Source organism: Planctomycetia bacterium (assembly GCA_015200345.1).
Lineage (GTDB): Bacteria > Planctomycetota > Phycisphaerae > UBA1845 > UTPLA1 > PLA3.
In genome coordinates this window covers 975,046-987,308 of the sequence record CP054187.1, presented here as the reverse complement: position 1 = coordinate 987,308, position 12,263 = coordinate 975,046, and the positions used below count along the sequence as shown (strand labels likewise).

Below are 12,263 nucleotides of genomic sequence, written 5' to 3'. Positions count from 1 at the left end.
ACAGGGTCGGGGTGGTTCGCAAGGTCTCATCTGCTGTAAACGACGCCGGGTCGTGGCGAGGCGGCCGGGGCGCGCGGATGCCGTTGCCGTGAAGGAAGCTGCCGTCATTTCTGCCGAGCCGAAGGGAGTTCCCGCTGTGCCGCTCTACGTAACCTGTCCGCAGTGTAACCACCCCGCTGTGCTGCCGCGCTCCATGAAAGGTCGGCGCTATCGCTGCCGCCAATGTGCGGCAATTTACGAGGCCGATCCGGCGAATACGAACCGCGAATCATCCGTGCAGGACCCTGGCGTGCCAGTGAAGTTCCGGAAGCCTGCCTGATCAACTCCTGTGCGATGAACCACGGCGGTCGGAATCTCCGTCCTGCCGCATACCTTGATCTGCAAAAGGCCAAGTTGGTTCACACGGCCGTTGCCTCCGCGCAAAGCCGTCGATAGGGTAGCCGGCGTTTCGAGGATTCGACGCCGTGGCAAAGCCCATTATTACGCTTGATTCACCTGCACAGGAGTTTGATCTAACGGTCGACCTGGCGGCGCAGCGCGGCTACAACATCGTCGCGATGCATGTGAATCAGCCGGGTGTGGGCGGTGCGGCCATCTCGCTCGAATCCGGCGAATCGGAGTGCGTTGCCACGGCGAAGTCGGCCTTGGCGAAAGGCGTCAGCATTGCTGCCGTGGTCCTGTCGGGAGCGACCGCGTTGGAATGGCTGACCTTGCCCCGCAACGAGCCGGGCGGTCTGGTGCATCACTCGGGGGCGTCATCCGGTCTCTTGTCGACCGCGCTGGAGCGCGCCCAATGGCTCGGAGCAAGGCAACTTGTCTTGCCAGCCGTCGTGCCGATCGGTGTGGGAACATCACCGTTGCCCGGTGACGATGCAATCCGGGCGGCCCTGGAAGCCCTTGCCGCGGCGCGGTTCGAGGCGCAGCGCCGGGCCATTGAGATCGTAGTGATGGTCTCACCGCACGGGGTTTGTCATTCGCCCAGCGAGTCCCGATGGTTTTTTGATCAGGTGAACTCGCCCTGGGTCGGTGCGGGGATTGAAGCGGACGAGGCGACGGTTGCGCCGGCATCCGAACGACTCGGTGCGTTGGCGCACCGCGCGCGCTCGGTGATTTGGCGCGGCGTGACCATCGGCGAGGCATTCGCTCCGCTACTCAAGGCAATGGCTGTTGCGCGCTTTGATGGGACGCTTCTCGTGAGGTCCCCCGCGCAACCTCCACACCGGGCCGAGTGGAATACTCTTTTCGCGCAGGTTATTTGACCCTTCATTTTGAGAGGAATAGACTCTGGGATAACCGATATGGGGGACGTACAGCGCTCGCTGTTCGGATGGATGGCGCTGCGGGCCGGTCATTCGCGAGGATCCCATCGTGAACCCCGACGACGCCCTCGATGATGCAGATCTCGGCGAGGATCCCACAACATCGCCGTCCCCGTTGAGCGCGCCCCCCCCGATCGTGGCTCCTCGAACCGCTTCGGACAACCTTTCGACGGACGCGGAAATCGTCATCCCCGATACGATTCCCATTTTGCCGATCCGTGATACCGTTGTCTTTCCGGGCACGATTGCTCCGTTGACGATCGGCCGCCCCAAATCGAAGAAACTCGTGGCCGACGTGCTGGAAGCCGGCAAGGTGCTCGGGGTCGTCGCGCAGCGCGACGCGTCCGTCGAGGACCCAGGGCTGGACGACTTGTACCGCGTCGGAACGGTTGTCTCGATTCTCAAGGTGCTCAACCTTAGCGAGGGGAACCAGTCGATCATCGTCCACGCCCTGATGCGATTCGGCATCGAGCGGATGGTCCAGACCGAGCCATACCTGAAGGCCGTTACGCACACGCGCGAGGACACCTTCTCGCAGTCCACGGAGATTGGCGCGTTGATCGAGACGGCCCGCAAGCAGGCGGCGCGGGTGATCGAGATGACGCCCGGCGTGCCCGATGACGCCATCGCGATTCTCAACAACATCGAGAAGCCCAGCTCGCTGGCGGATTTTCTTGCCGCGAACCTGTCACTAGGGCTGGTCGAGAAACAGGAACTGCTTGAGACGTTCGACGTGCGCCTGCGCCTGCTCAAGATCAACCAGGCGCTGGCCAACCAGCTCGAAATCCTTGAACTGTCCGCCAAGATTCAGACGCAGGTCAAGAACGAGATCGACAAGACGCAGCGCGAGTACTTCCTTCAGGAACAGCTCCGCGCGATCCGCAAGGAACTCGGCGAGACCGACGGGCGCGAGGCCGAGCTGGTCGAGCTTCGCAAGGCGATCAGCGAAGCGAAGATGCCGCCCGAGGTCGAGAAGGAGGCCCAGCGCGAGCTGTCACGCCTCGAACGCATGCCGCAAGGCTCGCCCGAGTACAGCGGCGGCGTCGACTACCTGCACTGGTTGTGTGAAATGCCCTGGGCCGTCTCGACGACGGACCGCCTCGACATCGCCAAGGCCGAGCGCGTGCTGAACGAAGATCATTACGGGCTGGAGAAGGTCAAGCGGCGCATTCTCGAGTTCCTCGCGGTGCGCAAACTCAAACCCGAGGGCCGCGGACCCATCCTCTGTTTCATCGGGCCGCCGGGCGTCGGCAAGACGTCGCTCGGCCAGTCCATCGCCCGCGCGATCGGCCGGAAATTCATCCGCATGTCGGTCGGCGGCGTGCGCGACGAGGCCGACATCCGCGGCCATCGGCGCACCTACATCGGATCAATCCCCGGGCGCATCATTCAGGAGATTCGCAAGGCCGGCGCGAACAATCCCGTCTTCATGATCGACGAAGTGGACAAGATCGGCAGCGATTTCCGCGGCGATCCGTCGTCGGCCTTGCTGGAAGTCCTCGATCCGGCCCAGAACTCGACGTTTCAGGATCACTACCTCGGCGTGCCGTTCGACCTGTCGCGCGTCATGTTCATCTGCACCGCGAACTACATCGACGCCGTGCCGCCGCCGCTGCGCGATCGAATGGAAGTCATCGCGATCCCCGGTTACACGCAACTCGACAAACTGCACATCGCGAAGAAATACCTCGTCCCGCGGCGCCGCGATGAGAACGGCCTGACCGCCAGGCAGATTCACTTCAGCACCGCTGCCCTGCGGACGATCATCGAGTCGTACACCGCCGAGGCAGGCGTGCGCAACCTCGAACGCGAGATCGGAACCATCTGTCGCGGCGTGGCGGCAAAGATCGCGCGAAACGCGCGCGGCCCATTCTTCATCACACCCAAGGCGCTGGGCGCCTACCTCGGGCCGATCAAGTTCGAACGCGACGTGGCCCTGCGCACCAGCACGCCCGGCGTCGTGACCGGCCTTGCCTGGACACCGCTGGGCGGCGAAATCCTTTTTGTCGAAGCCACCGCCATGCCCGGCAAGGGCGGCTTCCAACTGACCGGCCAAATCGGTGACGTCATGAAGGAAAGCGTCCAGGCCGCCTACAGCATTGTCCGCGCGAGCGCCAAAAAGTACGGTATCTCGCCGGAGCGACTGACCAAGATCGACCTGCACGTGCACGTCCCGGCCGGGGCGATTCCGAAGGACGGTCCGTCGGCCGGCGTTGCCATGTTCACGGCGCTGGTCTCGTTGCTGACGCAGCGGCCCTGCCGAAGCGATGTGGCCATGACGGGCGAAGTGACCTTGCGCGGGCTGGTGCTGCCGATCGGCGGATTGAAGGAGAAGGCCCTCGCGGCGCACCAGGCCGGCATCAAGACCGTCATCATTCCCGAGCGCAACAAGCGCGATCTCGTGGAGATACCCGCCGAGATTCGCAAGCACATTCGATTCGTCGCGGTGAAATCGGTGGACGAGGTGCTGCGCGCGTCTCTGGAAAAGCCGGTCCGCCCCGCGGAAGCAGCGGGAGCGGGATCGGAGCAGAAAGCCGACGGGAAGAAGCAACCAGCCAAATCCGCGGCGCGCAAGCGCCAGGCGGCGCGATCCAAGCGCGTCGCTGTCCCGGCAAACCGCGCCGCCAAGCCGGGCGCCGCACCGTCAAAACGAAGTCGTACGGCGTCGGCGCTCGCCGTTCCCGTGCGCAGGCGCGTTCCCACGCGCGGCGAGGGTCGCACCGGTCATCCCGGTGCTGCGCGAGCGTGGAGGTAGTCGTGTCGGCATCGCCTCACAAGTATGCACTTGGCGTCATCGGGACGGGGCACATCGCCGGCGTGATCGTCCGCCGGCTGATTGAGTCAGGCTACCTTCAGCCCGATCGCATCATCGTGACGCCGTCGAAGAATCTGGCTGCCCATCCGATGCCGCGCGGCGTCGTCGTCGCGGCGAACAATGCCGCTGCCGTGAAAGATTCTCGGCTGGTCATGTTGAGCGTGACGCCGCAGCGATTCGCCGATGCGGCGGTCTCGATCCGTCCGGTTGTTTCAGCGGATCAGTTGTTCATCAGCGTGATGGCGGGGCAGTCAACGGCTCGGATCGCGTCGGTGCTGGGTGGTCCGCAGGTGCGCGTCGTTCGCGCGATGCCCAACCTGCCCTTCGGATTGGGCCGCGGCGTGACGGGTCTGTTTCGCGGCGAAGCGGCGACCGATGACGACATCGAGGAGGCTCGGCATTTTTTCAACGCCGGCGGCGTATGCGTGGAAGTCGAGCGCGAGGATCTGATGAACGCCGTGACGGCCGTCGCGGGCAGCGGGCCGGCGTATTTTTATTATTTTGTCGAGATGATGATGAAGGGCGGCGTCGCGGCGGGGCTGAAGCCCGAGGCGGCCCAGGTGCTGGCGGCGCATGCCTGCGTCGGAGCGGGTGCGATGCTGCTGCAAGCCGATGCCTCACCCGCCGAACTGCGCGCCGCCGTGACCAGTCCCGGCGGCACCACCCAGGCCGCAATGAACAAATTAACGGATTGCAACGTCGCCGAGCACGTCACGCAGGCGGTGCTGGCGGCGTATCGGCGCAGCCAGGAACTGGGCAAGCTCGCGGATGGATGAAGCGCGCCCCGCGCTTCATCCGTGGTGAAACGGGCATTTGCCGCCGGAGGGCTTCGTCGCGGCGATCGGCGCATACAGCTCGACGTGCAGGCGCATCACGGCGACGAACATCTGGTTGGCCGCTTCGAGGATGGCGGCGCGGTCGGCGTCGGAGAATTCCACGGATCGCATGTCCGCCTTGAACTCCTGCCAGTACGCCTTCTGTCGCTCGCCGTAGGGGTCGAGATAGCGCGTGCCGTGCGTCTCGGGCAGGTTATAAACCCGCCGCACCGCCCGCGCAATAAACCGCCCGCCGTTGTTGCTGCCTTCCAGAACATAAAGATAGCCCAGGAGCGCGGCTGGATTCTGTTGCGCGGCGCGGTCGAGCTGCGCCTCAAAGGCCCGAACCGACGGCAGGGGCTCGATCTGTTCCGGGTTGCGACCAAAATATGCGAGATCATCCAGCAGGTACGGCTCCTGGAGATAGTGCTCGCGCAGAACGCGGCCGATGACCGGATGGGCGGCGCGGTGCTCGCGCAATCGGCGCTCCAGCGCACGGTGAACCAGCAGGAGCTGGCCGAGCATGTCGACGTACGAGTCCAGCGGCAGTTTGCCTTTGAGCAGGGCATCGTTGAACGCACCGGATTCGGTCTGATCGTGGAGTTTCTGCGTGCCGGTGCGCAACGCGTCCATGATGTCGGCTGGAGCGGCGACGGTTGACTCATCAATCTGCATGGGCGTTCGATCCTCTCATAAAAAGTCAGGCGACTCAATCGGCTTCATACGCCGTCGAGGGGCGATTCAATTCTCCAGGGCCTTCTTCGCAAGGATGGCTGGAATGGCCAGCCAGAGCAGACCCTTGACAAGAAAGAACAGGAACCCCGCCATGCCCAACCGCGCGGTCCAGCGACGTGCGCGAATCCAGAACCCGGTCTGGTTGTCCGGCGCCGCGGCCAGTTCGGGCGAAGGGTGTGAAGCGGGTTTCGGCATGATGGAGGGCATCGTAGAGTCTTCCGTGGAGTCGTGCCAAACGAAATTGAGACTCAATCTCAATTAATGACCATTCTAAGACGCAATTGTCCCGTCGCAAGTGGCTCCGTCGAGAATTTTCGGCGCTTTTTTTGTCACATAAGTAACTGGTATTGAACAGGTTATGATTCGAACGGATAGTGTGAAGCTAACCGATTTCAAAATTCCTCTCCTCCCTTGGGGGAGAGGTGGGGTGAGGGGGAAATGTGGTTCGAACGGAATGATTAACCCTCCCCCAACCCTCTCCATGGAAGTGAGAGGGAGTTTTGAAACAGTTTGTAGCAATAGAATTCACGCCTTGCGAGGTGGAATCGTAAGCGCCGGAACCTCGCGAAGTTTCTTGATCCGATCGCGCAGCGAGGCCGCGCGCTCGAACTCCAGCGATTCCGCCGCCTCCAGCATCTGCCGTTCCAGCTCCGCGATGCTCTCGGTCAGCTCAAACTCGTCTTCCGGGGCGTGGATGGCGTCGCGGGCACGCTTCCGCGCGGCGATCTGATCCTCCAGCCCGCGGCGGATGGCTTTCTTGATCGTCTCCGGCGTGATACCGTGTTGACGGTTGTATTCTTCCTGCAGCGCTCGCCGCCGCGTCGTCTCGTCGATCGCCTGCTGCATCGCAGCCGTCACCTTGTCTGCGTACAGAAACACCTCGGCGTTCACGTTGCGCGCCGCGCGGCCGATGGTCTGGATCAGGCTCGTCGCGCTGCGCAGGAAGCCCTCCTTGTCGGCGTCGAGAATCGCCACGAGCGAGACTTCGGGCAGGTCCAACCCCTCGCGCAGCAGGTTCACGCCGATGAGCACGTCGTATTTGCCGTCGCGCAGCTCGCGCAGGATGATCAGCCGCTCGATCGTGTCGATCTCGCTATGCAGATACGCGCCCTTGATGCCCGTTTGCTGCACGTAGCCCGCGAGGTCTTCGGCGAGGCGCTTGGTGAGCGTCGTCACCAAGGTGCGTTCGCCGCGAGCCGCCCGCGCCTGAATCTGGTGCAACAAATCGGGCACCTGTCCACGCGCGGGCTTCACCGTGATGACGGGATCGAGCAGCCCCGTCGGCCGGATCACCTGCTCCACGACCTCGCCGCCGCACTTCTTCAATTCATACGGTCCCGGCGTCGCGGACACAAACAAGACCTGCCCCCACATGTTCTCGAACTCCTCGAACCGCATCGGGCGATTGTCCAGCGCGCTGGGCAGGCGGAACCCATGCTCCACGAGCACTTCCTTCCGCGCCCGGTCGCCGTTGTACATGGCGCCGATCTGCGGAATCGTCGCGTGCGACTCGTCCACGATCAGCAGAAAATCGCCGGGGAAGTAATCCACCAGCGTGTAGGGCTTCGCGCCCGGCGGGCTGCCTACGAGATGCCGCGAGTAATTCTCGATCCCCGAGCAGTAGCCGACTTCCTGAATCATTTCGAGATCGTACTTCGTTCGCGCCGCCAATCGCTGCGCCTCCAGGAGTTTGCCCTGCTGGCGAAAGTAGTTCAGCCTCTCATCGAGTTCCTGGCGGATCCCCGCGACGGCCGCCTCGATGCGATCCTGCGGCATGACGTAATGCACCGCGGGGTAGATGTACAACTGATCGTGCGTCTGGAGCACCTTGCCGGTGAGCGGGTTGATCGTGGCGAGCCGCTCGATCTCGTCGCCGAACATTTCGACGCGGTAGGCAATCTCCTCGTAGGCCGGGTGCAGTTCGATCACGTCGCCGCGCACGCGGAAGGCTTTACGTTTCAGCTCCAGATCGTTGCGTTCGTATTGCAGGTTGACGAACTTCTTGAGCAACTCGTCGCGGGGATGGTTCTGGCCGACCGCGATGTGGATGACGCTGGCCTTGTATTCGTCGGGCGACCCGAGTCCGAAGATGCAGGAGACGCTGGCCACAATAATCGTGTCGCGGCGGCTCACGACCGCGCTGGTGGCCGAGAGCCGCAGACGATCCAGCTCGTCGTTGCGCGACGAGTCTTTCTCGATGTAAATATCACGCGCGGGGATGTAGGCCTCGGGCTGGTAATAGTCGTAGAAACTGACGAAGTACTCGACGGCGTTTTGGGGGAATAGCTCGGCGAACTCTTCGTAAAGCTGGGCCGCCAGCGTCTTGTTGTGCGAGATGACCAGCGTGGGTTTGCCCATCGCCGCGATGACGTGCGCCATGGTGAAGGTCTTGCCCGACCCGGTGACGCCCATAAGCGTCTGGAAGCGCTTGCCGGCGGCGAAACCGCCCACAATCTGCTGGATCGCCCGCGGCTGGTCCCCGGCGGGTTGGAATGGCGAGACGATTTCAAATTGACTCACGGGTGGGTACTCGCACCTTGTTCGATCCTCTCATGATAGCTCGATTGGCTGAAGGATGCGCGCGAGGCGGTCGCGCCTCGTCGACGCACAAAGGCAGGAATGGCGCGCATTGAGCAAGGGGGCCGGCTTTGTATGATCGGGGGATGCAGCAGGTCAACTTGCGCCCCCCCGATCTGATTGATGGTTCCCGCGGGGCGATTGCACGCGGGCGACGCCGGAGCGCGATCTTCGCGGTTGGTATTGCCATTGTGACGGTGTTCGCATTTCTGCCCGCGCTGCGGGGCGAGTTCCTCAATTGGGATGACAACTTCCTGTTCACCGAGAACCCGAACTACCGGGGCCTGGGAATTCCCCAATTGAAATGGATGTTTACCCATGCCCTCCTCGCGCATTACCAACCCCTGACTTGGATGACGCTCGGGCTGGACTATTGCATCTGGGGCATGAACCCGCTCGGCTATCATCTGACGAGTATCGTGTGGCACGCCGCGAACGCCGTCCTGCTCTTTTTCCTGTCGCGCCGCATCCTCCAGCTTGCGCAGTGCCCAGCGCTGGATCCCGAAACCGCTGATGCCCAAAACACAACGAAACGATTGACACAAGGCGCCGTACTGGCCGCGCTGATCTTCGCGGTTCATCCCCTCCGCGTGGAGTCCGTTGCCTGGATCACCGAGCGCCGGGACGTCGTGTCGCTTTTCTTTCTGCTGGTTTGCACCAGCGCCTACCTGCGCTATGCAACGAACCGAGAAAACCGCGCCCGCTGGTACCTAGCCGCGCTGGGGTTTTACATCGCGTCAATGCTCGCAAAGGTGTGGGGGCTGACTTGGCCGCTCGGGTTGCTTGTCCTGGATGCATATCCGTTGCGAAGGCTGACGGCGACGGAATGCTCGCCGCGCGACCGCTTGGCCGTATTCGCAAGCCGACTCGCGGAGAAGGTTCCCTTTGCGGCGGTGGCGTTTGTCCTGGGGCGTTATTCCTATCGGCTTCAATCGGCCTATGGAATCATCTCCAGCGAACCCCAACCCTGGACGGAGCGGTTGGCCAAGACGTTTCATGCGCTTTGGTTCTACCTGGAAAAGACGATTTGGCCCGTCGGGCTTGGTCCGGTCTATGAGGTGCCGATCCCGTTTGATCCATTCGCGCCGCGATTTGTCCTTTCGGCCGCTGCCGTTGCGATCATCGCGACGGGAGCCGCCGTACTGGCTGTGCGAAAGCCGGCGATTTCAGTTTCGCTCATTGTATACGCAATCATCATTTCTCCGACGCTGGGATTGGTTTCGTCCAACCTGGCGCTGACGGCGGATCGGTATTCGTATGTAGCGACGATTCCCCTGGCGGTCCTATTGGGAGCGAGCTGGCTTGGTCGGCGCCGTTCACGCCTGCGTTGGCGCATTCAGGGCGCGGCGTCGTCGCTGGCGATCCTGCTGCTCATGGGGGCGACGTGGCGACAATGCGGCGTCTGGCGATCTTCCGAGTCGCTCTGGCAACGAGCGCTGCAACTGGACCCTCATTCGTGGAACGCACACAACAACATCGGCGCGATCCGAATGCAGGAGAAGAATTGGGCGGCAGCCGCCGAGCACTTCCGCCGCGCGTTGGACCGGCTCCCCGGCAACGCGCGCTGCGCTATGAATTTATCAAAATGTCTTGTTAACCTTCAGCAGCCGGATGAGGCGCTGAAGGTCTTACGCGCGGCTGCGGACCCCGCCTCCCGCGATGTCGCGATTCAATGCGCCCTGGTTCAGCGACTTCTCAATCTGAACGATCTCGTCGCCGCGGAATCGCTCGCTTCGTCCCTCGCTAGCGCCTCCCCGGATGATCCGTTTGCGCACTTTGCCAAGGCCTTTGTGGCGGAGCGCGCCGGCCAGCGCCTTGCCGCCGGGGACAGCTATGCCGAGGCGATTAAGAAGCTGGAAGAAAAGGTCGTGGAGCCGTCCCGGGTCCGGATAATGGGTCTCGAAACGCTTAACTACTATCGAATTGGATGTAAATACCTGTCCGTTCTGTTCTTAGAGAGGGGGGACCTTGCAAGGGCAGGAGAATACGAGCGTAAATGGGTGGAGTCGGCAAGATAATTCCGGCCGAAGAATGCCCATTCCTAAGTGGAAGACACACTTGGTGCTGACCAGGCAGAATCGAGAAATTTGCTGCCTCTCGACCCTTCGGATATTGACAAAACATGTCCATTTAAGTTAATCTGTTGTTTGTTCGTGTGGGGAAGCTGTAGCTACCCCAAGCACGAATTGTGCCGTGTCGCTGCGCCCAAGGAGGGCGCAAGGGAGAGGAAAACGTGGCTTCTAAGAACATCAGCATATGTCTCGTTGCGGTCGCTTTGTTGGCGACGGTCTCTGTCGCGAGCGCGGATGTGGTTCCTGATACCATTCAATCGGCTAACTCGCCGTTCGCGCTGATGCCGGCAAATGGTTCGGTGGAGGGCGCGTCGGTCGTGTACAGCCGAATGACGGAGACCGGCTTCCGCTACAACCCGGCGTCGGCAGGTACCCTCACGCCAGCCGATCCGCTCCGCGTGGCTTTTGATGACGTCCCGGTTCCCAATGCGACGATGGGTGCCAATACGGCGTTGTCGGTCAGCCGCGTGACCGTCGGTGTTCGTCGGCTTGCAAACGCGCCGGCCGTCACAGTCGATCTCTTCTGGGCGACTGCATCGACTGGTCCCATTGCTCCCGATACCGAGCTGGATATTCCGTACAACAGCATTTGCACGGTTGCTTTGCCCGCCAATGGTGCAACGTCTGTGACGTCGCTTGTCACGTGCGGTGACGGCGTCAACCCGATCGCCGGGATGTCGAACGTGCCGTTGAACGACACGCTTATCACGGGGTTCAAGACCTTCCTGATTGGCATGCGGTTCAGCAATGGCGACGCCAATAATGGCTGGCGCATCACCAGCGGTGCATCTGCCAATGCGAACGTCTTCTGGCAGCATGACCCGAACATGACTGGCCAGCCCAATCCCGAAGGCGCGTTCCTGTTCAGCACTGCGAACCCGCCGAATCCGCCGGCTTCGTTCATGATCGAAGTCGAAGGCACGCCGGTTCCGGAGCCGACCTCGCTGGCTCTGCTCGGCTTGGGCGCGCTGGGCCTGATCGCCCGCCGCCGCAAGTAAGGCGTTGCCGCAACATTGAAGCGAGTTTTCCAAGCCGGCTCCCGATTTCGGGGGCCGGTTTTCTTTTTACCGTGTCTCTCTCAAACCCTCGGCGACGTCGCCTATCGTGTGAAACTGCCAGCCGTCGCGCCGGCAGTGTGCGATCCAGTCTCCGAGCGCATCGTCGTAGCCGTCACGCAAACCGAAAACCCATTCATGCACCCCGATGAGCAACAGGCCGCTCCCGTGAACGCCACTCCGCGCATGCAAGGTCCATTTGTCCAGCAGCAAGCGAATCCTGCTCGCCGTGTCGCTTGATGCGGCAAGATCAGTGAGATCCCAATCGTCGGTTCGCACGGGAAAGCGAATCAGCCCGCGCGAAATCCGATAGGGCCCTATCGCCGGGTCGCGCTCCGCGTTCCAGCGAAAGCCATGTCGCGCCAGCGCAGGCAGCAGCGGCACGCTCCAGGCCGATTCCGGTGAGCGGAAGCCGATCGGTCGCACGCCAAGCTCCGCAAAGCAGTCGAGGGCGTCTTGCAGCATGTTGTCGAGGTTCGTTCGAGGCAGATCGCGGGGGCGCTCGTGACGGTGACCGTGACAGGCGATCTCATGGCCGGCATCGCGAATCCGCGCGACACGTTTTGGGTGCGAGCGGCACAAGTCGGCGACGACGTTGAACGTAATCCGCAGCCCGAGCGAATCCAGCAGCGTGAGTAAGCGATCCGTCCCACGATCGGCGAACGCTGCTCCCGCCTCGCCCGCAAAGTGCCCCTCGAAATCGCACAACAAGCAGCAAGTCGGCTCGGCCGGCGCGGGCAGGCTGTGCAGCCGCGACCCAACGAAGGCCGTCAGGCGTCGACGGCGTTTTTCGAACCAGCGAGACATGGCACCCAAGAGACGCTCCCGCGGCGCGGTACGGCGGTTTCAGAATCGTGCGAGGCATTTCCGCGATG

General features: G+C 62.5%; 9 protein-coding genes. 5 read left to right on the top strand and 4 right to left on the bottom strand.

Annotated elements, in window-relative coordinates; translation table 11 throughout:
- Positions 1 to 464 precede the first annotated feature (464 nt).
- From HRU71_04215 to proC, 3 genes are all read left to right on the top strand, one after another.
- Positions 465 to 1,259 (top strand): hypothetical protein, encoded by a 795-nt coding sequence (locus HRU71_04215; protein ID QOJ02739.1) that lies wholly within the window; start codon positions 465 to 467, stop codon positions 1,257 to 1,259.
- A gap of 196 nt (positions 1,260 to 1,455) precedes the next feature.
- Positions 1,456 to 4,074 carry an endopeptidase La gene (gene lon, locus HRU71_04210; protein QOJ02738.1) on the top strand — a complete coding sequence of 873 codons (2,619 nt, stop codon included), beginning with the start codon at positions 1,456 to 1,458 and terminating at the stop codon, positions 4,072 to 4,074.
- A 2-nt stretch (positions 4,075 to 4,076) separates the two neighbouring features.
- Entirely contained in the window at positions 4,077 to 4,910 is an 834-nt protein-coding gene (proC, locus tag HRU71_04205; protein QOJ02737.1) for a pyrroline-5-carboxylate reductase, read from the top strand.
- A gap of 15 nt (positions 4,911 to 4,925) precedes the next feature.
- Here the strand turns inward: proC and HRU71_04200 are convergent, their stop codons facing one another.
- The 3 genes from HRU71_04200 to uvrB form a co-directional block, all read right to left on the bottom strand.
- Positions 4,926 to 5,624 carry a biliverdin-producing heme oxygenase gene (locus HRU71_04200; protein ID QOJ02736.1) on the bottom strand — a complete coding sequence of 233 codons (699 nt, stop codon included), beginning with the start codon at positions 5,622 to 5,624 and terminating at the stop codon, positions 4,926 to 4,928.
- Positions 5,625 to 5,690: 66 nt separating this feature from the next.
- Entirely contained in the window at positions 5,691 to 5,891 is a 201-nt protein-coding gene (locus tag HRU71_04195; GenBank protein QOJ01966.1) for a hypothetical protein, read from the bottom strand.
- A gap of 318 nt (positions 5,892 to 6,209) precedes the next feature.
- Positions 6,210 to 8,204, bottom strand: coding sequence for an excinuclease ABC subunit UvrB (uvrB, locus tag HRU71_04190; GenBank protein QOJ02735.1), 1,995 nt, complete (start codon positions 8,202 to 8,204; stop codon positions 6,210 to 6,212).
- 143 nt (positions 8,205 to 8,347) lie between these two features.
- Here uvrB and HRU71_04185 point away from each other — a divergent pair, with 143 nt between their 5' ends.
- On the top strand, positions 8,348 to 10,279 hold the full coding sequence (locus HRU71_04185; GenBank protein QOJ02734.1) for a tetratricopeptide repeat protein: 1,932 nt from the start codon (positions 8,348 to 8,350) through the stop codon (positions 10,277 to 10,279).
- Positions 10,280 to 10,449: 170 nt separating this feature from the next.
- Complete coding sequence (locus HRU71_04180) at positions 10,450 to 11,331, top strand: PEP-CTERM sorting domain-containing protein (protein QOJ02733.1); 882 nt, start codon at positions 10,450 to 10,452, stop codon at positions 11,329 to 11,331.
- Between the two features lie 66 nt (positions 11,332 to 11,397).
- Here HRU71_04180 and HRU71_04175 read toward each other — a convergent pair whose 3' ends face one another.
- A complete protein-coding gene (locus HRU71_04175; protein ID QOJ02732.1) occupies positions 11,398 to 12,204 on the bottom strand; it encodes a polysaccharide deacetylase family protein in 807 nt (268 codons plus the stop codon).
- Positions 12,205 to 12,263 lie beyond the last annotated feature (59 nt).

Excerpts from the sequence above, each read along its gene's own strand:
- HRU71_04195 (QOJ01966.1), bottom strand. The coding sequence starts at position 5,891 with ATGCCCTCCATCATGCCGAAACCCGCTTCACACCCTTCGCCCGAACTG.
- HRU71_04185 (QOJ02734.1), top strand. The coding sequence starts at position 8,348 with ATGCAGCAGGTCAACTTGCGCCCCCCCGATCTGATTGATGGTTCCCGC.
- HRU71_04200 (QOJ02736.1), bottom strand. The coding sequence starts at position 5,624 with ATGCAGATTGATGAGTCAACCGTCGCCGCTCCAGCCGACATCATGGAC.